20 protein-coding genes and 1 tRNA gene are annotated in these 25,708 nt (G+C 35.5%); 9 read left to right on the forward strand and 12 right to left on the reverse strand.

The features are described from left to right. Positions 1–14: 14 nt before the first annotated feature. Positions 15–818, forward strand: a complete 804-nt coding sequence (locus C1631_RS04895) for a trypsin-like peptidase domain-containing protein (RefSeq protein ID WP_103249828.1) — start codon at positions 15–17, stop codon at positions 816–818. A 182-nt stretch (positions 819–1,000) separates the two neighbouring features. Here C1631_RS04895 and C1631_RS04900 read toward each other — a convergent pair whose 3' ends face one another. The 6 genes from C1631_RS04900 to C1631_RS04925 all read right to left on the reverse strand — a co-directional run bounded on the left by C1631_RS04900 (position 1,001) and on the right by C1631_RS04925 (position 9,753). Beyond that, a complete protein-coding gene (locus tag C1631_RS04900) occupies positions 1,001–1,984 on the reverse strand; it encodes a terpene synthase family protein (RefSeq protein WP_103249829.1) in 984 nt (327 codons plus the stop codon). Between the two features lie 39 nt (positions 1,985–2,023). After that, positions 2,024–3,040 (reverse strand): terpene synthase family protein, encoded by a 1,017-nt coding sequence (locus C1631_RS04905; RefSeq protein WP_123966592.1) that lies wholly within the window; start codon positions 3,038–3,040, stop codon positions 2,024–2,026. A gap of 98 nt (positions 3,041–3,138) precedes the next feature. Continuing rightward, positions 3,139–4,152, reverse strand: coding sequence for a terpene synthase family protein (locus C1631_RS04910; protein ID WP_109710841.1), 1,014 nt, complete (start codon positions 4,150–4,152; stop codon positions 3,139–3,141). 648 nt (positions 4,153–4,800) lie between these two features. After that, positions 4,801–4,874 (reverse strand) — tRNA-Arg (locus tag C1631_RS04915). Positions 4,875–4,950: 76 nt separating this feature from the next. Then, complete coding sequence (locus C1631_RS04920) at positions 4,951–6,717, reverse strand: TonB-dependent receptor (RefSeq protein WP_109710843.1); 1,767 nt, start codon at positions 6,715–6,717, stop codon at positions 4,951–4,953. Between the two features lie 72 nt (positions 6,718–6,789). Beyond that, a complete protein-coding gene (locus tag C1631_RS04925; protein WP_109710845.1) occupies positions 6,790–9,753 on the reverse strand; it encodes a tetratricopeptide repeat protein in 2,964 nt (987 codons plus the stop codon). A gap of 260 nt (positions 9,754–10,013) precedes the next feature. On the opposite strand from C1631_RS04925, the gene C1631_RS04930 reads away from it, so the two are divergent. The 3 genes from C1631_RS04930 to C1631_RS04940 all read left to right on the forward strand — a co-directional run bounded on the left by C1631_RS04930 (position 10,014) and on the right by C1631_RS04940 (position 14,528). Next, positions 10,014–12,254 (forward strand): CocE/NonD family hydrolase, encoded by a 2,241-nt coding sequence (locus C1631_RS04930; protein ID WP_109710847.1) that lies wholly within the window; start codon positions 10,014–10,016, stop codon positions 12,252–12,254. Between the two features lie 104 nt (positions 12,255–12,358). Then, entirely contained in the window at positions 12,359–14,041 is a 1,683-nt protein-coding gene (locus C1631_RS04935; protein WP_109710849.1) for an APC family permease, read from the forward strand. Between the two features lie 151 nt (positions 14,042–14,192). Further along, positions 14,193–14,528, forward strand: a complete 336-nt coding sequence (locus C1631_RS04940; RefSeq protein ID WP_109710851.1) for an Mpo1-like protein — start codon at positions 14,193–14,195, stop codon at positions 14,526–14,528. A gap of 81 nt (positions 14,529–14,609) precedes the next feature. Here C1631_RS04940 and C1631_RS04945 read toward each other — a convergent pair whose 3' ends face one another. Further along, positions 14,610–15,068: a lipocalin-like domain-containing protein gene (locus tag C1631_RS04945; protein ID WP_109710853.1), complete on the reverse strand. Its 459-nt coding sequence runs from the start codon at positions 15,066–15,068 to the stop codon at positions 14,610–14,612. Between the two features lie 115 nt (positions 15,069–15,183). Then, the gene (locus C1631_RS04950; protein WP_109710855.1) at positions 15,184–17,205 is read right to left on the reverse strand and encodes a hypothetical protein; all 2,022 of its coding nucleotides are present in this window, start codon (positions 17,203–17,205) and stop codon (positions 15,184–15,186) included. 149 nt (positions 17,206–17,354) lie between these two features. Here C1631_RS04950 and C1631_RS24325 point away from each other — a divergent pair, with 149 nt between their 5' ends. Continuing rightward, complete coding sequence (locus C1631_RS24325) at positions 17,355–17,969, forward strand: DUF4377 domain-containing protein (RefSeq protein WP_228441024.1); 615 nt, start codon at positions 17,355–17,357, stop codon at positions 17,967–17,969. A 140-nt stretch (positions 17,970–18,109) separates the two neighbouring features. On the opposite strand, the gene C1631_RS04965 is transcribed toward C1631_RS24325, so the two are convergent. After that, on the reverse strand, positions 18,110–19,048 hold the full coding sequence (locus C1631_RS04965; RefSeq protein WP_109710857.1) for an SPFH domain-containing protein: 939 nt from the start codon (positions 19,046–19,048) through the stop codon (positions 18,110–18,112). Positions 19,049–19,179: 131 nt separating this feature from the next. Then, entirely contained in the window at positions 19,180–20,535 is a 1,356-nt protein-coding gene (locus C1631_RS04970; protein WP_109711473.1) for a deoxyguanosinetriphosphate triphosphohydrolase, read from the reverse strand. Between the two features lie 160 nt (positions 20,536–20,695). Here C1631_RS04970 and C1631_RS04975 point away from each other — a divergent pair, with 160 nt between their 5' ends. Both C1631_RS04975 and C1631_RS04980 read left to right on the forward strand, forming a co-directional pair. Continuing rightward, positions 20,696–21,322 (forward strand): class I SAM-dependent methyltransferase, encoded by a 627-nt coding sequence (locus C1631_RS04975; protein ID WP_109710858.1) that lies wholly within the window; start codon positions 20,696–20,698, stop codon positions 21,320–21,322. A 128-nt stretch (positions 21,323–21,450) separates the two neighbouring features. After that, a complete protein-coding gene (locus C1631_RS04980) occupies positions 21,451–22,185 on the forward strand; it encodes a DNA-formamidopyrimidine glycosylase family protein (RefSeq protein ID WP_109710860.1) in 735 nt (244 codons plus the stop codon). A gap of 83 nt (positions 22,186–22,268) precedes the next feature. On the opposite strand, the gene C1631_RS04985 is transcribed toward C1631_RS04980, so the two are convergent. Both C1631_RS04985 and C1631_RS04990 read right to left on the reverse strand, forming a co-directional pair. After that, positions 22,269–22,991: a LytR/AlgR family response regulator transcription factor gene (locus C1631_RS04985; protein ID WP_103249712.1), complete on the reverse strand. Its 723-nt coding sequence runs from the start codon at positions 22,989–22,991 to the stop codon at positions 22,269–22,271. Continuing rightward, positions 22,991–24,067, reverse strand: coding sequence for a sensor histidine kinase (locus tag C1631_RS04990; RefSeq protein WP_109710862.1), 1,077 nt, complete (start codon positions 24,065–24,067; stop codon positions 22,991–22,993). Before C1631_RS04990 ends, C1631_RS04985 begins: the two co-directional genes overlap by 1 nt. 198 nt (positions 24,068–24,265) lie before the next feature. Between C1631_RS04990 and C1631_RS04995 the strand changes: the two genes are divergently transcribed. Both C1631_RS04995 and C1631_RS05000 read left to right on the forward strand, forming a co-directional pair. Continuing rightward, the gene (locus C1631_RS04995) at positions 24,266–24,694 is read left to right on the forward strand and encodes a hypothetical protein (RefSeq protein ID WP_103250112.1); all 429 of its coding nucleotides are present in this window, start codon (positions 24,266–24,268) and stop codon (positions 24,692–24,694) included. 4 nt (positions 24,695–24,698) lie between these two features. Then, complete coding sequence (locus tag C1631_RS05000) at positions 24,699–25,649, forward strand: hypothetical protein (protein WP_109710864.1); 951 nt, start codon at positions 24,699–24,701, stop codon at positions 25,647–25,649. Positions 25,650–25,708: the final 59 nt, after the last annotated feature.

The raw sequence follows: 25,708 nt of genomic DNA on the forward strand, positions 1-25,708 counted from the left end.
ATAAAAATATTTCCATGCATCATTTAACAAAATGTTCTTTATTTCTAGAATTCTTTTTATTTGAGTCATCACCCCAACCAATAGCTGTTGGTACTGGTTTTACAATACAGGTTATTAATGGCACCAACTATTTAATCACTAACTGGCACAATGTAACAGGGAAAAATGCTGAAACAGGCAATTCCTTATCTAAGAATGGGCATACTGATCCTGAGTTTATGATAGTTCATTTTTTAAAAAAAGACCGGATCAATGAGTGGGTCAAGAAAAAAGTATATTTGATTGATGAAAATTTTAACAAATTATACTTAGAACATCCAAGAGGTAAAGAAATTGATGTAGTCGCAATAAAACTACCAGTTTATGATGATGTGGATATACATAATTGCTTTGATGCACTAACACAGCAGCAATTTACAAAACAGGTATCAGATTCATGTTCTATAGTAGGATTCCCTAAAGGAATAAGTACGGCCGGAAAACTTCCGATATGGAAAACAGGTAATATTGCAAGCGAACTAGAGATTGATCATGATGAAAGACCGATGTTTTTAATTGACGCATCTACCAGAGAAGGAATGAGCGGTTCACCTGTCTACTGCATCAGTAAAGGTGAAACCACATTTGGTGACATAGTAACAATGGGTCATGGAACCCCAACAATCAATTTTTTAGGTGTTTATTCTGGTAGAATTGGCACTGACATTGAAATAGGACGAGTTTTCAAAGAAAGTTGTATTATCGAAATCTTAAGACATCACTCTCATCACCCAATTACACAAAATCGGATTACATCTTATACTTATATTCAAAGATAAAGCCCCAATTAAGGGGGTTGTTTACTTTTTTGGATCATGTTTTTTTATTTTTCGGTGCAAAGCTTAATTTTTGACTACAAATTATCAGTATAGATATAAAATAGATGTATTATTCTTTTCACAAAGACTTTTAGAGGGATTAAACTGATCACATCAGCTTCAAAAGGCCTGTGTTTATAATCCTAATCTGTAATGATGCCATATTCAGGTTTAGGAAATTCACCGGGAATTTTATATCTGGTTGAATGGCCTTTGTGATACCATGCTCCAAGCCCAGAGATCATCAATGCCATATTATGAACGAAGCGTGCCACATACTTTTGCTCTCCACCGAAATCAGGTAAACTATTCTGTAGTTCTACAAATTCACGTACATACGAATCGTGAATATTTACTGCTTCGACAATGGCTTCTTCCACTGAAATATTATACTGATTCTTTACAACCAATATAATATTCATAATTTCCGTATCAATTCCCCATTCCTTCTCTATTGAAGCAAAATCATTCTGAATAGCCATTATTCTGCACATCAGCATTTTTAGCCGTTGTATAATGGGATGTTTAGAGACATACTCCGGAACAATATAATGAATAGAAGCTTCTACAGGATCTCCATATGGGTACATAGAAATCGAATATTCACGGATAAGCAGAAGATTACTAAGCGTAGGAAATTCCTTTTTTAATTTATAAGAAGTTTCTTCCATAATTCCAAAGGTTGTGTACCTATAAAAATCTTTTGTCCAACGTTCGAACCAATCATTATTAACATAGGGCTGAAATTCTTTCCGGGTTAAAGCTACCTGTCTCATTAGTCCAATATCGTCCGGCTTAGGATCAGCCCCCCTCATAATATCCATGATATAATCTCTAACATCCGCAAGCTTATCAACCGGACATAGTTCATAATAATCATCAAACAAAGTCAGCCAGACCATAAATCGTGCTATAGGTCTCATCTGTTCTTTGGTACTGGCCGCGGGAAACATATACGATGCAGCCTCTACGAGGCCGTGTTTCTTATATTTAGTTCTTGTCGCCTGAGACATAAACTGATAATCTGTATCAATCCAATCGGCCTCTTCTTCATAAAAAGATTGAGAGAACGGGCCGATCTCATAGACCCACGGATATTGCAAAACGGGAATATCTTGCTGTTTCATATTAGGTTGAAATTAAAGATGAATTGTTGAAGTTACCCTTTAAAAAAATTTAATTTCAACCCGCTCCAGCGTTTCACCTTTTCCATTGGGAGGTACTGCAAATCCACCAGGTTCATATCTTTTTGTCCCACTTTGATAATACCAGTTATTTAACCCACTGATCATTTGCTTTATGTAGTAAATAAATTCTTCTGTTTCTTTTTGATATGGACTGAAATCCGGTAAATTGTTGGACAACGTTACCAATTCATCTACAAACTCGTCATGAATTCTCATTCCTTCCTTACAGGCCTCATCAAAAGACATTTTATTGTGATGCATGAGCAGTTTGATGATATTGAACATTTCTGATTCTATTGCAAGTTCTTTTCCGATCGTTGCAAAATCGTTTTGCAGGGCAACTATAATCGACTGAAGCATAATTATACGCTGGATAACAGTATGATTATAAATAAAATCAGGCAAAGCAAATCCCGTTGTCGGACAAATCAAATCAATAAATGGAATCATACCTATTGAATTGGCACGAATTAAGTGAAATAAAGGAATGGGAGGAATTTCCTTACTGATCTTATAAGGGGATTCTTCCATAATTCCATCGGTAACAAAATTATACTTATATTTTTTAGCCATTCGCTCAAGCCAGAAATCAGGCATTCCGAGTGCAATCCATTCTTTTCTGTTAGTATGCATTTGGCGGAATATTCCTAATTCATCAGGCCTGGGCTCATCCCCCATCATAACCTCAAAGATCCGGTCTCTAAAAGCTGCAATTTCTTTTAAGGGTAAAAGCTCAGCATAATCATCGGTTACTGTCATATAGATCGCAAAACGGGTAGCATGAAGAATTCGTTCTTTTTCGGTAGCACCGGGTACCATAAAGGGGCCCACATCTATTAAGCGCATTTTTCTATATCTTGCCATAGATTCCTTTGAAAGAAACTGATAATCCTGATCATACCAGATCGTTTCTTCATTATCTAAAGTTCCTGCAAAAGGACTGTGAAGAGTTTCCCATGGGTATACTGGTTTGGGTACGTTAAATTGTTTGTTCATAACATATGGTTTTAGTTTAATAAAATAGGATTCTATTTTCAGCAGTTTCATTTTTCCCAAACTGCTATATATAATTGTAAATCCTGTTGATTTTTACATTAAAGTTGGCTTAGTCTTTCTTTCAGTTCATTTGCCTGAGGAAATGCCATTGCATTGTAGCGGTCAAGTTTAGTAGATATATTTTTCCAGCCACTCAGTACCATGCTCATATAATGTACCCAGTTCACCACAGCTTCATGCCAGGATCCAAAATCAGGAAGTGATGCCTGCAATGCAACAAACTCGTTCAGATCTTCATTATGAAGCCGCAGATCTTCAAGACATGCCTCTTCCAGAGACAGATGATGTTCATTCTGAATTACTTTCACGATATTATAGTAAATGCTTCCAGTAGCTTCATCTTTCATAACGGATTGCACTTCATTGAAAAAGGTCACCAGGTGGCATGCCAGCGCTTGTAACCGGCGTACTACCGGATGTTCGTGAATTTCAGAAGGAAGAATAACCCCTGTTTCCACTTCTGTAAGCTGCAAAAAAGGATAAAGGCAGATTGAGTCCTCTCTTAAAGCAATACATTCCATCACAGTCGGGAAAAACTTATTTTTTTTATAGTCCAGCTCTTTTTTCAGTCCGGTAAAATATCTGCTGATCATTTGACTAAATCGAATTATCGATTCCTGGGGAATAAACTGAATCAATTCTTGTCTTAATGAAGCCAGCATAGAAGCCAATGGTATTGTAGACTGAGCAACAGAGATTTCCCCATTCAGTATAGCAATTGATTGGGCATGTACCTCATCAATATCATCAGGGTTGCTTTCCTCATACAAATCATCATTGTAGAGGGTCCAGAGCATTAGCCTGCAGATGGGTCGGAAACGTTCAGCAGATGCAGTAGGAAACCATTGAGCTGCGATGTGGGCAGTTTTGGTATTCTTATACTTTTTACGCAGATCAGGATTATTTTGATACAGCCACCTATATTCACCATCAATCCATTCTGTTTCTGTTATGTGCTGCAATTGATCTGCATGAGGATTTTTTAAAGTTGGGAACGGATACCTGAACCTTGTACGAAGAAGTTCAAGAGGGTTAAAATTTTCATTACTCATGACTTTATGTTTTAATGGTTGCTAACTTTAAGGGTAGTTTTATTTTCAAACATATGACTCCGTATCATAACAGAACCATACTTAAAAACACATACTACATTAATTATCAACAAAATACAGTCATGAATAACGAAATAAATGTACAAATTAATTTTATTAATTAATATGGAATTTTGTCACATTATTAAAATATATTTACAATACTGATTTACAGTAATTTACAGGTTAACTTGAATAATAACTCAATTTTACACATCAGATTATCAACACATTACATCTTATTTACTTCATCTGTAATTGAGAAAATCTCCCCTCTTTTTATTCAAAATGAAAATTGATTTTTTAAGGGGTACAGGCCTTGATTTTACATTTTCAAGATAAAATTTGAACTTTTTATTTTGTTCTTTCTATTAAAAATGATGTCCTTGTTTAGCGAGTGGAGTATTATTTCTATAATGTTCTTTGTTTTATGAGAGTAATAAGACAAAGACAAGAAAATTAGTTGGGAGTTACTGTATTTGATGACACTGGCATTTCCTTCTTAATCTCTTCTTGCATCTTATCAACGTCCTTTATCCAACTTTCTCCATTGTTTGAGTAAGTTCTCAGATATATAAATAAAAAAAGCCCCTAAAAAGGGGCAATCTGTGACTTCGGAGGGGTTCGAACCCCCAACCCTCGGAGCCGAAATCCGATATTCTATCCAGTTGAACTACGAAGCCATTTTTTATAGAGAATAAGTAATTAATAATGAAGTATACAAATATAGTTTATTATTAATTACTCATTACTTAAATTTTAGAATGTGATCTTCACTCCTCCCAGAATCTGAGCACCTAAGACTTTATATCCTTTGTACGTCTGGTATTTTGAGCTTAGAAGATTATTTCCGAGTGCGAAAATACTGAAATTTTTGTGAATTTTATACTCTGCGGAAAGATTTATATCAGCATAACCTCCAACTTTATCGTTGGTGTTCTCTGTAGACTGGAAAACCATGTTTGGATTTGCCACACCTTCGATCATATAAGAGTTTGTTGTTCTGTCACTTGCAAAGATTCCCTTAAAGCCCAATAACAATTTTTTATCCAGCATTGTATATTTTGCACCGATGCTCGCATTGAACAATGGAACGTTATAAATATTGTCGTAATTCTTCAGACTGTACTTGGTAAACCTCAAATCACCGTCAATAATTAAATTGGCAAGTGGGAAATACTGAATACTCCCTTTGATATCACTTACATTTCCGTCATCGTAAACGGCAGAGAATGTATTGGCAAAATTATACGGTGAACGGTTCAAAGTAAAATCAATATCAAACAGTCCGTTGGCTCTGAAGAACATAATGTCTTTCATTTTTCCAAACCCTGCAGAGAAGTCATATTTTACAGTTTCATCAATATCCCCTCTCAAACCTACATAGAAATGATATTTCGTTTCCGTAGGCTTTAAATATTGATCAGAAACCAAAAATGGATTAGCTTGTAGAAGATCTCCGTATGTATTCAGTTTAAGACCTCCGTCTACTCCACCATAGAATTTAAATTCTTTAGCCGCTGCCACCTGGAATTCAGCTTGCGGGAACCAATACGTTTTATTGTTTTTTAACTGATCCATCTGAGTGTTGGAGTTCTTAGCATTCAGGAAGGAGAACGAAGATCCTAGCATCAAATAAGATTCCCCTTTTCTGAAGGTTACTTTTGGGGTCAGATTCGTATTGAAGAAATTGGAAGAGTTTTTATCTCTGATGGCAAAATCAGTCTTTACAGCGTCCAAACCAACTCCTAAATCGGCATTCAGATTGATCCCGGATTTTCCAAGCTCAACGGCATGCTTTGAGAAGTTTGCAAGGATGGAAACCTGATTTTCCTGTGCATCAAAATGATCTTTCAGGAATGAAGACTTCACTCTGACATCATTTAAAATTTCATTGGAATAGAAATCATAGTATCCGTTTACTTTAAACTGGTTTACATTCTGTTTCAGATCAACATCTGCAGAAGGCTGCATCGCATAAATACCGTAGTAATTATAGTTATTTAAGCCATACTCGGCATTCACATTAAACTTTCCTTTCTCCCCGTAGGAATTAAGGAATGCTGCAAAAGTGGCTGAAGTTTGTTTTGATTTCCAGTCATACTCTTTTTTAAGACCATTGGTAGACAATACATGAACATCTCCTCCTACTTCAATCTTGTTTTCAAGGGTTTTGGAAACATTTCCATCCAACAGGATCTTGCCATAATTACCCATTCCAAACTGGAAGTAATTATTCTGGGCAGTTCCGTCAAATTTCGGAGCAACATCTTCCCCCTGAATCGTTGAAGTTTTGAAGTCAGAAACCGCAGGAACATCTGTAATGTTGTATTTCACAGGATTCTGGGATTTCTCTTCCGGTGGATAATTTTTAATGGTTTCCACAGAAGTTTTCTTCTTCTCGATCTTCTTCACCTCCGGTTCTCTCTTTTTATTAAGAACCAGCTTTTCCTCCTTGATCTGGGAAAACGCAAACTGCGAAACCCCTAAAAATAATATGGATAATAATTGAATTTTTCTGTTCATTACTATTGGGTGTATTTGTGTATTCACATCCGGTACATCAGTGTGCACTTCTATGAATAGGATACTACATTTTTACTTTTTAATCTGCTTTTTAACCTCTTTAGCTTCTGCCACGATTTCAGGGAAATCTTTATAATTCGCAATGATCTGGTCACATGTATAACTTGCCTGATAATTGTCTTTTAAACCGATATAGTTTTTAGCCATCAATACCAAAGCTTTTGCTCCCCAGTATTCTTCTGATGCATAATTATTGGCAAGCTTAAAGATTGTTTCATTCGAAGATTTGAATGCTTTTCCTTTATTCTGATAATAGGCTTTTGCATAGAATGCTTCTGCTGCTACCGAAGTATTGGACGATTTTTCAAGAGAAGTGTAGGCAGATTGTGCATCTTTATCTTTTCCTGAATTCATTAAGCTTCTGGCTTTAATTACTTTTGCTGTTTCAATCACAGCCGAAGAATTCTTGGAATTGGCAATTACTGCATTCGCCAGTTTTTCAGCTTCGGAAAAATTCTTTTCACCCGCATATAGTTTCATCAACTCTACATTCGCATAATTTTTAATGCTGATATCTGAAGAGTTTCTGATATTTTCAAGATACTTTTTAGCTTCCGCTGTATTGCCCTGAGCAATAGATATCTGAGCTAAACGAGTTTGTGCATCATCCTGGTAATCGTTCTGAATTCCAGCTACTTCCTGTAACACAAGTAAAGCTTTTGTTGAATTGTTGGTCTGGTAATAACTTTCTCCCAATTCATACTTCGCCTGGTACAATCCTTCCCCGGTAGGATTTTGGGTCAGGTACTTCTCGTAATAAGAAATAGCGTTCTTGTAATCTTTCTTAGAGAAGTATTGTTTTCCTGTAGATAAATTGATCTCATCGATTTCAGAAGCGTCAACATTTACCCCAATACTTTTAGCAAAGTTTTCATATCCTCCTACATCTCCGTTCTTTGTGAAAACAGGTTTTGCCGCCTGAACAATCTTCTGAGCATATGTAGTATTTTTATACTGCTCTCCCAATGATTTCAACTCAGATAATGCTTTATCGTTTTGATTCTGGTCGATATAATTCTGAGCTCTATAAATAGAAGCATTGGCAATAAGATCCTTATCAGAAGAGGTCTTGATCACTTTTCCGAAATAGTCATTGGAGTTGGCAAAGTCATCCTGAGCGGCATATGCTGTTCCTATTTCGTATTGTGCATCATCATAATATTCCGAGTCCGGATATTGAGATAAAAGATTTTTTAAATTGGTAATCTTCGCCTGAGTATCTCCTTTAAATCCTAAAGCCATTGCTTTTTGATACACGGTATAATCTGTAGCATCTGCATTTTTATCATAGATCGCAATTGCTTCATTCAGATCATTATTGGCATAATGAATATCTGCCAAACGAAGTTCTGCATCATTTTTAAACTCAGGTTTCGGATTAGTCAGGTACTGCTTGAAGTACGTTGCAGCCTGGTCGAATTTTTTAGATTTAAAATATGCATATCCTAAATCGTAAGGTAGCTGTTGTTTTTCAGGGAAATTCTCGTTAAGAAGTTTTTCGTAACGAACAATCGCAGACGGATAATTTCCTTTCTGATAATAGACCTGAGCCAGCCAGTACAATGCTCTGCTGTTAAATTCTTTATTGATATTAAAAGCAAGACTTCTTAAGAAATACTTTTCTGCTTCATCATAATTTCCTTTGTTGAACTCTTCTGTTCCCAGCAAATAAGAAACTTCCTGATCCACTTTGTTGATTTCAGGCGTCGAACTTTGCAATCTGTCGATCGCGTTCAGCGTTTCTTTGTAGTTTCCTGAATACAGATAAGACTTCACCAATAATGATCTCATTTCTGATGCATTGGCAGCATTCTGGTTTTCGTTGATATAGCTTTGAATGACCCCTGACGGGCTTTCAAACGGGTTTCCAATATCGTAACTCAATTTTGCATATTGCTCGTGAGCCAGCTTTTTCACTTTTGCATCGTAATCCATCTGATAAGAAGAGCGGAATGCAGAAAGAGCTTCCTGTTTTTTATCAACGGCCAGATAGGCATTTCCTAATTGATAGTAGGCATTTTGTGCCAATGCAGAATTGCTGTTGGTAAGCTGGTTGTAATAAGAAACCGCCTCATCATATTTTTTCAGCTGGGCAGCTACAAATCCCATTTCATACAAATCGTTCTCAGATGGATTCTGCTGTACATTCAGGTAATCTTTAAGGTGAGGATATGCCGAATTATAATCATTCTTCATAAAGTAGCTTTCCCCAATGATTTTATGAACCTCAGCTTTATAAGATTCTGAAATATTTTCATTCAACAAAGCATTACCTTCTGAAATTGCCTGGTCATAATTCTTGTCATTATAATACAACTGTACATAATAAGGGCGAACGAGCTTTGAGAATTTTTCATCGTTTTTTACAGAATCAAAATATTGGAAAGCTCTATCATTTTGCCTGTTGCTGTAATATAAATGTCCCAACATATAGGCAATATCTCCCTTTTGAGATTGGTCAGCCGTTTTATAAGCTTCTTCCAGAGCATCTGTAGCTCCTTTTGAATCTCCTGTCATAAACTTGGCATATCCCAGTTTCAGAATATATTGTGTATTTTCCTCTTTAGAAAGCTGATATTGGTTTACTTTTTTCAAAGTTTCCAACGCTTTATCAAAATCTTTTTTTGCCAGATAGTAATCTGCCAGAGGGAGATTAGCCTGAGCAAAATAAGCAGAGTTTGGATACTCTTTCATAAAAGCCGTTAATCCATCTTCAGCATGGTTTTTCTGAAGAATCACTCCTATCACATTATCAAAAAACTGCGCACCTTCCTTCTTTGAACGGGACAAATTCTGATTGTAGAAATATTGTCTTGCATATTCATACTGGGAGGCGTTGTATATTTTTGTCTGATAAAGATTTTCAGCTAGATTGAATCTATAATTTTCTTTCTGGGTAAAATATTGGGACTGTTGAGCATCGGAGATTCCGAAATAGATCACGGCAGCCGCTAAAAGTATTTTTTTTGATTTCATTCTTCTCGATATAAGAAAATTAGTCTAAATAAGTTAACGAAAATATTAAAAACTTATTGTTTAAGCAAGTTTTCGCAGATGTAATACCTAAAAATAATGATTTCATAACAATGAAAACCATTTCACTGTTTCATGATAAAATTTCTTACTTTAGTCTGCTAAAAAAGATAAACAATTTTAGTAATCAATTATCAAAAACATATTTTTGATGTGATACTCTTTCAACAGCAGCTAAAAACATACCATAAACATCCTATAACATGAAATTTAAGATACTTTTAGCATTAATTTTTGTCAACCTGATGCAGGCACAAAAGTTTTATTTTCCAAAAACGGCAGTCACAGACTCTGTTGTTCTGGAAAAACAGATACCCAATCTGGCTCTGCAGATGATTCCCCAGCTACAAACCACCAAGCACAAACCGGAAAACAAAATTGATTACCTGGATATTCTCTTCCGTTTAGAGATGCTGGCACAGGATTATAAAAAATCAATAGCGAGTCTTTCTGAAAACCGTAGTCTTTTTGCTGATCACAATATGGGTGGATACCGATTCATAGGATTGGAATTGTACAGCATGGCTAAAATAATTCAAAAGGAGAATAACAGTACATTTTCCAATGCGCTTCAGAAAGCATTTCATCAAAAATATGAAAGTCTTCCGGAAAAACTGGTTCCCAGACTTGGACTTGCCCTTGATGGGGATGTGAAGGAATCCAGAAAACTTTTGAAAAAAGTACTGGACAAACAAAAAGATAAAGACAGTATTGATTATGGAACTGCCCTATCATTATGCAAAAGTTACCTGAATTATAAAACTTATTCGGGTATTAAACCTCAGGTGATGCAATTGCTGGCATCAAAATGTAAAGAAAGATTCATTACAGAAACCAAAGATCTGAAGTTAAAAAACGGAAATATCCTAACCATAACCATTGTTCGAAAAAAAGACAATACTTCTCCACTTCCTGTCATTCTTACTAATAATATTTATGCAGGAGCAATTGATGATTTCTTCGGAAGGAGAGCTGCTACGTATAATTATGTAGGAGCTGTTGTCAATACCCGCGGAAAGAGAAACAGTACTAGTATAAACAACCCTTTTGAGCATGAATCAGAAGACATTTATGAAGTAATAGACTGGGTAAGCAAACAGCCCTGGAGCAACGGAAAAGTGGGAATGATCGGGGGAAGTTATCTTGGTTTCAGCCAGTGGGCTGCTGTTAAAAAGCCGCATCCCGCATTAAAAACCATTGTCCCTCAGGTCGCTGTAGGTATTGGGATCGACTACCCTGCTCAAAATAATATCTTCATGAGCTATATGCTGCAATGGATTCAATATGTTACCAATAACAAATTTACAGATGAACCAGACTTTGCCAATGCCACAAAATGGGACTCCATCAATACAAAATGGTATAAGAGCGGTACTTCATTCCGATCTCTTGATTCGATAAGTGGTAAACCAAGTAAGATCTTCCAGAGATGGCTGGATCATCCGGGATATGATGAATACTGGCAAAAAATGGTTCCTTATAAAGAAGATTTCAGTAAAATAAATATTCCGATCTTAACGACGACGGGATATTATGATGACGATCAGATCGGTGCACTCTATTATTTTAAACAACATCATCAGTATAATAAAAATGCAAATCATTATCTGGTTATAGGACCTTACAATCATGGAGGAGCCCAAAGTTTCGGTTTTACTTATGTGAACGGCAATCCTATTGATCCGGTGGCCAGAATAAGTATTGATGACCTTGCTTTTTCATGGTTTGATTACATTCTTAAAGGGGGCAAAAAGCCGGAAATTCTAAAAGACAGGATTAATTTTCAGGTAATGAATACCAACACCTGGAAACATGTTTCTGATCTTGATAAAATGCATACTTCCACCTTGAAATTCTATCTTCAGGACAAAAAAAACACATCATCAGTATTTGATAAGCCTGTAACCAAAAATTTCACAAAACAAATTGTTGACTTTACAAACAGAGACCAAAAAGAAAGCTATTATAAAGTCGGTAAAAAAGATAGTATAAAGACAACTCATTCGATTGCTTTTGAAAGTGAAGTATTCGATAAGGATATGATCATCAGTGGAAACTTGTCAGGTGTTTTTAACGTCTCCATCAACAAAAAAGATTTTGATACAGATACTTATTTATATCAGATCCAACCGGATGGTAAGTCTTTTTTATTATCTACCCATATCGTAAGAGCCAGCTATGCAAAAGATAATGCGGTACGAAAACTTCTGAGTCCGAACACCATTGAACAGATTCCGATCAATAACTCCATATTTATCAGCAAAAAAATAGAAAAAGGGAGTAAATTACTGCTATTGGTAGGAGTTAATAAAAATCCTAACTGGCAGATCAATTACGGTACAGGCAAAGATGTAAGTGATGAAACGATCAAAGATGCGGGGAAACCTTTAGAAATCAAATGGTACAATGACAGCTATGTGGAAATACCTGTTTATAAAGACTAGACAGGTCTGGTTAAGTAATTTTATCCAAATGTCGTTAACAACTGTTAACATCAAAATAAAAAATCATTACATTTGCTTTTTTTCAAATCAAATATAGTTATTGAATGAGTCAACTTTTTAGAAGAAAAATCTATTCAGATACAGATACTTCAACAGGACTGTTAAGAGTCTTAGGTGTATGGGACATTGTATTTTTTGGTATTGCGGCGATTATAGGAGCAGGGAGTTTCAGCAGTTTGGGAGAAGCCGTTTTCAGAGGTGGTCCCGGTGTAATCCTTCTATATTTGATTTGTGGTTTCGCCTGTGGATTTACTGCTTTATGTTATGCTGAATTTGCCAGTAGAATTCCCACCGCCGGTTCTGCTTATACCTATGCCTATGCCAGTTTTGGAGAACTGATAGCCTGGATCATTGGCTGGGCATTAATTATGGAATATTCTTTCGGAAACATCTATGTTGCATTTTCGTGGTCAGATTATTTCACAAGCTTTTTAGGCCGTCTCGGAATGCATATTCCTGATTATCTTACCTGCAGCTACACAGAAGCGCGAAAAGCGGTTCAATACGGATCAGAAAATAAAGAATTATTGAATGCATGGAACACCGCTCCTTTATTGGGAAGTTTAAAATTCATTGTCGATGTTCCGGCTTTAGTCATTAATGGGCTCATCACCTGGCTTTGCTATGTGGGAGTTAAGGAAAGTAAGAACTTCAACAACTCTTTGGTTATTTTAAAACTGGGAGTTATTCTACTTGTAATCCTGGTAGGTTTTGCATATATAAACACTGAAAACTGGACTCCTATAAGCCCAGCGACAGGTACCCCCTCTTTCATGCCGAATGGCTTTGCCGGGGTAATGAGTGCTGTATCAGGAGTATTCTTTGCTTATATTGGATTTGATGCCCTAAGTGTACTTTCAGAAGAAACAAAAGATCCGCAGAAAACACTTCCAAAGGGAATGATTATCTCCCTTGTTTTGTGTACTGTAATTTATATTGCTTTAACATTGGTATTAACAGGAATGGTGGACTACAAGAAATTTGACGGTGTAGGAGATCCTTTATCATTTATTTTTGAGAAAACCAATGCCAATGTAGCCTGGATGGAGCTTGTTGTTTCCTTTGTTGCGATTGTTGCCATCACTACAGTACTATTGGTTTTCCAAATGGGACAACCAAGAATCTGGTATGCTATGAGCCGTGACGGATTAATGCCTTCAAGATTTCAGAAGATACATCCTAAATACAAAACACCTTCCTATGCAACTATTGTAACCGGAATTGTCGTAGGTATTCCCATCTTATTTACAGATAAAACGTTCATTCTTGATTTTACAAGTATTGGAACCATTTTCGCATTCGTATTGGTATGTGCAGGAGTTCTTCTTCTTCCTGCCAAAGAAAAAATCAAAGGCAGATTTCATCTTCCTTATGTAAATGGTAAAATGATCTTCCCTGTTGTTTTCATTGGTGGATTGATTGCTTTCTATTACTGGCAGCCTGAGTTTTTCCATACTCTGATGGACTGGTCTGATGCTAAAGAAGGGGAATTCAGAGCTTCTATTTTCTTCTTTATTATCATTAATCTGATCTTGTGTGTGGTAACTTTTATAAAAAATCTTTCATTAATTCCTTTAATAGGCCTAAGTTCATGCTTATACCTTTTGACAGGGATGAGCCACGAAAACTGGTTCTGGTTTGGAATGTGGTTCCTGATCGGAATGGTCATCTACTTCTTCTACGGATACAAGAACAGTAAACTTGGAAAAGAATTAAGAAATAAGTAAAAGCAAAATTGCAAAAACTACGGAAGGGCAAAACTGCAGAAAGATAATAACAATATTCTCCTTTAGCAGTTTTGCCTTTTCTTCTTTTATTTTTATCAGATCGGCAAAGTTATTGCTACAAACCTAAGATAAACCTTAAACTAATGTTGCCATGTCTGAAAGAATAAAAACATATAGGGAATTTTATCAGTTTTATCTTACCGAACACAGTAAAACAGGAACACGAATTTTCCACTTTATAGGTACATTACTCGTATTTTTTGTGATCGGATATGTCATCAGTTCCGGAAAGGAACGTTTTCTATGGTACATCCCTATTTTTGGATATGGCTTTGCCTGGTTCAGTCATGCAGTGATTGAAAGAAATAAACCTGCAACATTCAAATATCCGCTGTGGTCTTTAATTTCGGATTTCAGATTATTTTTTGAATTGTTAATTGGTAAACAAAAGTTTATAATTCCGGACAAGAAACCCCAGAATCAATAACCGTAACTCTTTACTTTTAGTCTCTAAATGACAAAAAACGCTTGTTTAACAAGGTGACAATATCATCAGTTGAAGTCCATTTTAATATTGTTTTTCAAGAATATCGTAATGAATGGTATTCGTAACTTTTTCCGATAATGCATCTCCGTCAATCTTAACAAAAGCTGGTTTATAGTCCGAAAATGTCATGGTTTTATCTTTATTCAAAGTCACAACAACCTCTTCCAGGATATTTTTATCATCAACAAAAAACTGAATTCTGTTGTCTATAATCCTCCAAAAGGAAAGTCTTGGTTCAGACGGGCTACAATCACCTGTACTTCCTTCAAAGTAATTATACACCGCAAAACCATCTTCGCGGATAGCATAATTTCTCATAAGACGACAATTGTCAAAGTTTTTAACAACTTTCTCTTTATTTTCATAGAAACCGGCTTCTTTTAATTTCCAGAAACCAATAACATTGTCTTTTTTAAGTTGCTGAGCATTGATCAGCGAAGAAGTTGCTATAAGAAAAGCAACGGGAAGTATTGTATGCATTATTAAACTTGTTGAAATGGGCCTATTTTGGGCGAATATACGATAATTGAGTAAAAGAGGTTTTGGGCGGGCAGCTTTGCTGCCCGCCCAAAACCTTAAACTTAGGTTAAGACTTCTATTTAAACCTTTTCTTAAAACTAAATTTAAGACTGTTTATCAATCCCGGTTCGATAATATCAATTCCCAATCCAAAATTGCTGTCAGCAATCGTATGATGATCTTCTCTAAATGCTTCAAACTCATTTTGCGGAATTTCAAGATTGACCAAAGGACTATACTCGATAAATACGCTGGCTCCGTTCTTGCTGATCTTCTTACGGCTTTTGAAATCAAAATAAGGATTAGTGATTGTACTCTCCTGGACGGTATATTTTTCACCCGTATCAATTTTCTGATCTGTATATAGGTTGATCTCATACTTTTCGCTATCGTAATTATGCCAGAAAGGTAAGTCTTTATGCATAAAATCTCTTGCGCCGGCCTTTACCAGATTTCTGTCGAAGTACATCAGAAAACGATTTTTCTGCGGATCTACATAATAAGGATTATCCACTGTCGCAGTATACTGAATCTTTACTTCATTGAGCTTTTTATCATCACCTACCACATCAATAACAGCATCTTTAAATATATTTCTTACATCGGTTCCGTTCCTGTCGTTAGAATAATTAAGGCTATAAAACAGGAAACTGTTCCAGCTGTCAATGATCTCTCTTTTATTTGTATTTTTAAAATATTTTCTCATTGCATTGGCTCTATTTCCTTTATAGACAGTGATCAGATTAAGTTTCCCGATATTCCCCTGAACATGAAAATCAATTTTCTCATCCACGCAGAAATAAGGGAATTTATAGGATTTTCTCATCTGTAATTCCTGATCTTTTTTCACCTCCAGGTACTGCATAAAATAAATAAATCCTCTGTTTTCAATTAAACCGAATTCATCACGAGTCGTAGCGTCAATAAAATATTCCTCACCCTTATAGTTTACTTTTACCACAACGTGATTAAAGCTTAGCAATGACGGTAAATAATATTTGATATAATAATCTGTATTAAAATTAACCAATACTACAGATGCATCAACTCCAATATAATCGAGAATAATTTTCAGTAAAACGGATTTCGCTTTACAATCCCCCTGTTTATTTTCATACGTTACAGATGGTTCCTGTGGCTTATGCCCACTCATTTCATCTGCATTAAAAATATAATAGATATGATTCTGCACATATTCAATAGCAAACTGAAGTTTTTCGTCCTGATTTGAAATAGCATCAAGTTTTTCAATAAGATTGGGTGCAAAATCCTTTAAAAAAGATGTATTTAAAACTTCATCATACATTGGGACAATATAGTTTGAAAGCTCTTTCCAGGTACTTTCCGTAGCAAAATCGATATAAGGAAAAATTTCACGTCCGGAATCTACAGGATTGATATAGTTCTGTTCTTCAATCACGAATTGCTCACCTTTGTTTAAATAATTAATTTCGGGTTCCAGAACATTCCCTATCTCATCCCTGAAAAAAGTCTTTTTATAAGCTACCCTTTGCTCACGTTCATTGATAAATGTAAACTTGAAGAGACCATATGCCCAATAATTATCGGGGCTTACCCATACATATTTTGAAAATGATTTTCTCAAAAAGTCACGATCTGTAAATACTTTTACCCGCGTATCTTCCAAAATCAGAACATCATACAACCTAAGATCTTTTATCGTAATATTAATCTTTTTATTACTGCTTAAAACGCCTCCGCTGCTTTGATTTTCACTATCCAACACTTTGATTTTCGTATCCGGAATTTTATCAATAAGCACCCCATCTCTTAAAACACTGATTCTATGAATCTGATAGACTTCATTTTCTTCGACAATAATATCAGAAACAGAGGCCCTTTCGAGGTTTCCCGGCTCATTTAAAGTGTAAGCCATAAAAACATATTCGCTATTCTCGGTATTGCTGCTGTAGTATTTTTTATCTAAAAAATAACAATAATCTCTTCCTTCATCAATCTGTTTTTTCGCAAATTCAGAGTCCTTGATTCGGTCTTGTAATTCCTGATCTCCGATATTTCCGGCCCACATTTCAGGTTGTTGAATCTTATAATTTTCAACTTGAACTTGATTTTCCATATTTATTGTAAAAATTATGTTTTCTGGTTACAAACATTAACAAGTTCAAATTAAACAATTAAAAAACCAAAAAGCAATAGCAGAACTACGACAATTATAGAAAAAATTTCGGCATGGTAATTGCGAGGTATCGCGTAAAAATCAAGTTTATGAAAATTTTAGCAACAATTCTAAAGGGAACAGCACCCGCATTAGCATTATTTGCAATGACACAATGTACAACAACCAGCGCACTTTCTTCCGGTGATGAAAAAACATTCATCGTAGGTCCACAGACTGCAGATTGTACAGGAGTAGCGCCTATGAAATGTCTGCAGGTAAAGGAAAAAGCTTCAGAAAACTGGACGAACTTCTACACTAACATTGAAGGATTCACGTATGAGCCAGGATATGAATATGTATTAAAGGTAAAAACGGAAAAAATCGCCAATCCACCAGCTGACGGTTCGTCTATAAAATATACCTTGGTAAAACAAGTTTCTAAGGTTAAAAAAGAAACCGTTGCCGCTAATGAAAAAACAATCATTGTAGGCCCTCAAACAGTAGACTGCTCTGCAGGAGCAGGGCGTATGAAGTGCATGCAGGTAAAAGAAAAAGCTTCAGAAAGCTGGACGAATTTCTACAGCAACATTGAAGGATTTACGTACGAACCGGGATATGAATATGTTTTGAAAGTAAAAACAGAAAAAATTGAAAATCCACCAGCGGATGCCTCTTCGATAAAGTACACTTTGGTAGAACAGGTTTCTAAAACAAAGAAGTAACAATAAAAAATCTCCTGAAATTTCAGGAGATTTTTTTCTTTATTATAGGAATCCGTTTAAAGTCTACACTTGAGCTGAAGTAAAAAAGTCTTCATCTCTATTTTTGACTGTAACAGCTGTCCTCTTTCAATTTTCCACTATTAATAACCTGTTTCCTTTTTTGGCGGATCCGGATATGTACCTTTGGTAGTCTCTCCTACTGTATTAGCTGTGGTCATGGCAACGACAAGATCATTAAGCATTCCGCTTGCTGCAGTAGGTGAATTGGGTAAAAGTACAAGATTACTTCTATTGCTGGCTCCCACAGAATGTAATGTATCATAATGCTGGGTAACAACTATAAGGGCTGACGCCTCATGTGAATTAATATCTACATTATTCAACATCCTTACCGACTCTTCCAGACCTTTGGCAATTTCTCTTCTCTGATCTGCAATCCCCTGCCCTTGCAACTTTTTAGATTCAGCCTCTGCTTTTGCGACAGCTACAATACGGATTCTCTGTGCTTCAGATTCGTATTCTGCCGCTGTTTTCTCTCTCTCAGCAGCGTTGATTCTGTTCATCGCATGCTTTACCTGCTCATCAGGATCAATATCCGTTACTAAGGCTTTGATAATATCGTATCCGTAACTGTTCATTGCCTCCTGAAGTTCTCCTTTTACGGCAATAGCAACATCATCTTTTCTTACAAAAACATCGTCGAGTTTCATTTTCGGAACTTCTGCACGTACGACGTCAAAAACAAAAGACGTAATTTGGTTTTCAGGATTTTCCAAACGATAATAAGCGTCTCCTACCTGATTCCTGATCACCTGATATTGTACCGATACTTTCATTTTGATGAATACATTATCCAATGTTTTTGTATCAATCATCACATCAAGCTGCTGAATTCTCAGATTAAGTCTTTTAGCAATCTGATCAATAATCGGAAGCTTCAGATGAAGTCCGGAATGTTTTACAGCCTGAAATTTTCCAAAACGTTCTATGATCGCTGCCGTCTCTTGTTTTACAACAAAAAACGATGCGAATAAAATGATAAGCCCGAAAAAGATAACGGGCGCAAGATAAATACCCATGGTTTAATTTTTATAATAAGTCGTTAATATCTATGTTTCGTTAAAATTCCTTATAGTTCTTCAATCTTAAAAGGTCAAAATACCATTACAAATGGTTAACGATTTTTATAAATATACCACTTATTTTTAAACTAAACGGTCATTCCGATATCTATTCCTTTAATTTTTCTGTACAAATCAGTTGCATAATTATCGGTCATTCCTGAAACAAAATCAATAATTCCAAGAACTTTTTGATAATCTGTTCCGGTCTCATAGACAAACTGTTTCGGAAGCAGTTTCAATGCTTTTTTATCATAGGACTTTCTCTCATCATCCGGTTTCAGAATGGATGGAATAAAATGATCCAGCAATTCGTACATTACATTGTATCCGGCATTTTCAATTTCAACCACGGCTTTATGATTATAAATCTTCTCAATAGAGAATGATTCGATATCCTGTAAAGCAGAGTTTTCAGATTTATAGACATCCAGAAGTCCCTGATTAAGGTTTCCTTCCAGAATGGTTCCAAAATTTTGTTTGTAGATTTCCAGCGATTTATTGATCAATGCATTGATGGCTTTTGCTCTCAGGTAAGAAATCTTTTCATTTTCATTGGAAATCGAACTCAGTTTATTCTTAACGCGATCAATATCATTGCTTTCTGATTTCACCAATTCAAAGAACAGGTTTTCACAATCAGAAGTAGAAACGATTCCCAATCTGTGGGCATCTTCCATATCAATGATGTTATAGCAAATATCGTCGGCAGCTTCTACAAGCCATACAAAAGGGTGCCTTTTGAATATATGAGGTTCTTCACATTCAGAAATAAGCTGGGTTCCTTTAGCAATTTCAAGGAAAATATCTTTTTCATTCTGGAAGAAACCAAATTTCTTTCTGTGAATGATTCCTTTTTTCTTAGCAATAGCTTCACATGGGTATTTGGCAATACTTGCCAATGTGGAGAAAGTAAGCTGGATACCTCCTGCATCTTTCCCTTGCTGTTGCTGAGCCAGTACCCTTATAGCATTGGCGTTTCCTTCAAAATTAACCAGATCTGCCCATTCTTTATCATTGAATTTTGCCTTCAGGTCTTTTTCATTTCTCTCAAAATAGCTTGCAATAGCATCTTCACCGGAGTGTCCAAATGCAGGATTCCCCACATCATGGCATAAACATCCCGCAGCTATTACATTTCCTAAGTTGTATAAATAAAAATTCTTTGCCTCTTCTGTCAGATCATTTTTGAAATCTTCTGCAATAAATTCACCAATAATACTTCCTAAACTTCTACCTACAGATGAAACTTCCAGTGAATGTGTCAACCTGTTATGTACAAAAACACTTCCGGGAAGTGGGAAAACCTGAGTCTTGTTCTGCAATCTTCTGAATGCAGAAGAGAAGATAATTCTATCGAAATCTCTTTGAAAATCAGTTCTTGAAACTTTAGTCTGTGGATTGTTTCCTGTACGTTGATTGGTAAAAATCTGGTTTAAATTCATCATTTTTCAAAATTACTCCAAATTTTCATTGTATGGAAGTGTATTCAGATATTTCTTAAACATACATTATCATTCAAAAAATCTATTGTTATGAGAGTTTTTTCCATTGATCAATACAGGTAAAAACATCCTACATTTGAAAAAATAAAAACTATTATAAATGACAGACAATACGTGGCTTGATAAGTGGAATGAAAGGTATACCCATGAAGAATTTGTATACGGAACAGAACCCAATCTGTATTTACAGGAAAAGCTTGAATCATTGGAACCAGGTTCTATTTTATTCCCTGCAGACGGTGAAGGACGCAATTCTGTATACGCTGCATTACAGGGATGGCAAGCTTCAGCATTTGATATCAGTGAACAGGGCAGACATAAAGCTTTACAACTTGCACAACAAAATAATGTAAGCATCGATTATCAGGTTGGTGAATTGTCTGCTTTGGGCTATCAGGAACAACAATTTGATGTAATTGCGTTGATATATGCTCATTTTCCGGCGGACATCAAATCTTCAATTCATAAAATGCTGGATCAATACCTCCATAAAGGAGGGTTCATCATTTTTGAAGCTTTCAGTAAAAATCATCTTGAATATGTTACAAAAAATGAAAAAGTAGGCGGGCCTCGTGATATAGAATCTCTATTTTCTATTGAGGAAATCAAAACTGATTTTCCCGGTTACGACATTATAGAACTTAAAGAAACAGAGGTTGAACTTAAGGAAGGTTTATTCCATAACGGAACCGGCTCTGTTATTCGTTTTGTAGGACAAAAACAGTAATCCGAATGGAATAACATCTATAGTAAGGTCAGAGATATTAAACACTTCCGACCTTTTCAAATTCCTTTTTACTCAGTTTTTGTGTTTTTACGGAATAATATTTGGACTTTTATCTGAAACTATAGATTATGCCTGAAGGACCCTCCATCATTTTAATGAAAGAAAGCCTGCAGCTATTTGTTGGAAAACAAGTTACAGGAGCTTCAGGTAATGCCAAATTTGAAAAAGAGCCATTTATCGGGCAAACTCTGCTTGAAATCCGGACTTTCGGAAAGCAAACCTATCTAGTTTTTGATCAAGCTGCCATTCGTATTCATTTACTGATGTTTGGTTCATATAGTATTGACGAGCAAACCAAACCGGATCAAAGTCTGCGGCTATCACTTTTGTTTGCCAAAGGTGGGATGTATTTTTATACCTGCTCTGTAAAAGCCGTTGAAACCGAACACCTTTCCACGATCGACTGGGAAGCAGACATTATGAGCGATCAGTGGAATCCTAAAAAGGCTGAAAAGAAACTAAAAAAGAATGCTGAAATGATGGTTTGTGACGCTTTACTGGATCAGGATATTTTTTCCGGAGTTGGCAATATTATTAAAAATGAAGTTCTTTTCAGAATCGGAGTTCAGCCTGAAAGTCTGATCGGAAATCTTCCGAATAAAAAACTCAAAGAACTCATTACCCAAGCCAGAAATTACAGCTTTGATTTTCTGAAATGGAAAAGAGAATTTACCCTGAAAAAGCATTGGCTTGTTCATACAAAATCTGTATGCCCTCTTTGTGAGCAAAAACTAATTAAAAAACAAACAGGAAAGGGAAAAAGGAGAAGCTTTTATTGCAAAAAAGACCAAAGGCTTTATTGATAGAGAATGTTTTCCCGGAAATTCTTAGCAGATATGTTGCATAAAACAAGACAGATGTTTAGTAAAATTATCCATTACTACAGCTAATCATTATTCAAAAAGCCTCCTGCGTATTTAGTAAAAAACTCAGATTTATATACCTCTCCCAAAGGAATTTCGGCATCTTCAATGTATATATTGTGATTATCAAATGAATCAATAAAATTGACATTCACCAGGTATGATTTGCTGACCCGGATAAATATTTCCTCAGAGATTTTCTGATGGATGGTTTTCAGATTCATAGCAGTGATCAGCTTCTGTTGCCTTGTATGGATAACCACATAATCTTTTAATCCTTCAATAAACTTAATATCTGCAAAAGGAATTTTATAAAAACGGCGATCTGCTTTGATGAATAAAAAATCTGCAGTATTTGATTCAACGGTATTTTTCACGGTATCTTTAGACAAAAGTTCCGTATACAAAACGGCTTTATCAAGGGCCTTGCGCAACCGATGAGGATCAATAGGTTTCAACAAGTAATCAACAGCTTCCAGTTCATAGCTTTTTAAAGCATATTGAGAATATGCTGTGGTAAAGATAATCAGGGATTTTTTGGGAAGCATTTCCGCAAATTCCAGTCCTGTTACCATGGGCATTTCAATATCAAGGAAAATAAGATCTACAGCATTATCTTTAAGAAATTCCAGAGCAGAAGGAGCATTGGAAAATTCGCCAAGAATATCAATCTTTGAAATTTCATTGATCAGAGATCGCATCTCTCCTCTTGCTAAAGGTTCATCATCAACTATTATACAATTCATCAGACAGAAATTTTTAAAATAACGGTATATTCTTTACGTTCAGAAATCGTGTTCAGCTCAAACGCATCATTATAAAGGAGCTCAAGTCTTCTTTTAATATTGGCCAGCCCCAGTCCGCTGCTATTTTTATCGGCAACAGAGTAATCAGGATTCCTGGAATTAATGCAGATAAAACTTAAATGCCCTGCATTCACTTTTATTTCAACTTTCACATAAGATTCTTCACCATTCATATCCACACTATGTTTCACTGCATTTTCTACAAAAGTGGTAAACAGATTCGGGGGTATGAAAGTACTGCTTATTGTCCTTTTATCAGCTTCCGTCTTAATTTCAAAAGAAAAATTTTCCCGCCTTATTTTTTCAAGATTTAAAAAATTAGACAGAAAATCAATTTCTGAAGTCAGTAAAGTTTTTTCTTCACTGTTTTCGTAAAGCTGATATCTCAGAAATTCGGAAAGCTTTATAATAACCACAGAAGCTTTGTCCGGATCTGTTCGGATCAACGCTTTTACATTGTTCAGCATATTAAACAAAAAGTGAGGGTTGATCTGGTTTCTGAGCTCATTCAGTTCCATTTGCAATGTCAGATTATTCAGTTCATTGATTCTTTTACTATCATTGATCCATTTCTGCAAAAGCTTTACTGTTGTTGTGGTAAGAATAATAGGAATGCACATCAGAATACCTTCATATATACTCCCTCTTTCACCTTCTTTTCGGAGGTGTTCAATCCTGAAATCAGCAAAAAGAGATCTAAAACCACAACCTATGATATTAAGCCCTATCACTCCCATTAACACAAGTAATATGAGATAGGCTACATACTGTGTTTTGAAGAAAAGCCGGGGCACCAGAACATAAATATTAATATACACCATTGCTATCAGCACAGTATAGACGAATAACAAGACGTAATATCCGTAGTCTCCCGAATACCAATGCCAGAACCTTGCACTATATAACATGAAAAAAAAGAAAACGAGAAACAACAGATGTCTGTACAATTTGTACCGGCTCTCTATCAGAAAGTCCATTACAAAAGTATCTTTAAATTTCCAGGGGTTGTGTTTCATACTTTTCCTAATCATATATAATTAACAAAAATAGGCAATACCACAGGTAATATCTAAAATTTTATACCAAACCCAGATTTTATTATACGAATATTTCTCACCCGGTTTTGTATAAAATAGCGGTGTTTTTGTATAAAAAAAAATCCATGTCATCATATTCTGTTTTCCTTTGTCCTGTTTAATTAATGTATACGGAATATGGAACTAGCAATATTTAACGAATTAACCCAGGAAATAACTTCAGAATGTTTTTTTATGACAGCATCCCAGCAGGAAGAAAAAGTAATACAGCTCATTGACCTTCATCATTTTGTAGAATGTTATGATTCAACCCTGGAGATTCTCAATTATATTCAACATCCTGTTAATATTGTAAAATGTGGAGATCACAAGAAAGGAATTTTATTCTGGGACCTGAAGTCTTCCTCATTTCCGGATTGTAACGCTTCAGAAGAATTCAGAAAAGAACATGGGCTTACAGAATTATGGTTTGTATTTGTTGAAGAAGATGTTGTTGCTCATACAAGAACCCACACTGATTTCATCCTCGAAAATGGTCTGGATATATTCTTTGATAAAATTTTTATGTTCAATTTTTTCCAATCTGTCATTCATACCTTAAAATAATACTATGAAAACATTGAAAAGTGCTTTGATACCGTTGGCTATGATTCCTTTTAAAAATAGTGCCTATGCTCAAAAGAAAGACAGTATTCCACTGAAAGTGCGTGCTTTTTTTACAGATAAATTTCCACAGGCACGGAATTTTAATATTGACTATACCACAGCCACACCCTACTCATCTTCTTCATTCCTTGGAGACAACGCATTACCCAATAATAAAGTTAAAAATTTTCAGCAGATGAAGACCAGTGCCAATATCTACCTTGTTAAAAATAGAAAATGGCTTTTGAGTACCGCTCTACATTATCGGTATACTTCATTACAAACGGAAAATCCTGAAGTAGGAAATACCAAGGGGGATTTTCATTATCATTCTGAATCGATTCATCTTAGTTATTTTTCAAAACTGTTCAAAAAGACAGCAGTATATTCAGCCACTTTTTCTACTGATGGCAGTGATCAACACTTTGAACGTGTAAGAGGTATGGTTACGGCCTCTCTCATTTTAAAAGCAAATCCAAAAACAAAAATAATGCTGGGACTGGCGGCTGTGATTGACCCCAGTGCCCAAATTCCTGTATTACCCATTTTTACGTATGAAAATAAGTTTAATAATGGTTGGGTTATGGATATTCTGCTTCCTAAAAAAGTATTGATAAGAAAAGATATTTTTACTGACGGAAGAATCTCCTTAGGAACCGAACTGGATAATACATCATTTTATATCTATCGAAATAATGCCACTTATGAATTTCGCCAGACTGATCTTTACTCAGGAGCAACCTATGAGCATAATTTTGGTGGTAATTTTATCGGAACTTTTAAAACAGGTATCAGAACTACCCTTAACGCCAGGGTTTTCAATAAACAGGATTCTTTTAAAAATTATATCTGGAAATCTAATTACCAGCCTTCATTTTATTTCAACGCAGGTATTTCTTATAACTTCCGGAAATAAAAGACTATAAAATTTCCATAACAAGTCTATTTCCCTTCTTTACCTTAAAAAGAACCTAA

Origin of the sequence: Chryseobacterium phosphatilyticum (genome assembly GCF_002899825.2) — a bacterium.
Lineage (GTDB): Bacteria > Bacteroidota > Bacteroidia > Flavobacteriales > Weeksellaceae > Chryseobacterium > Chryseobacterium phosphatilyticum.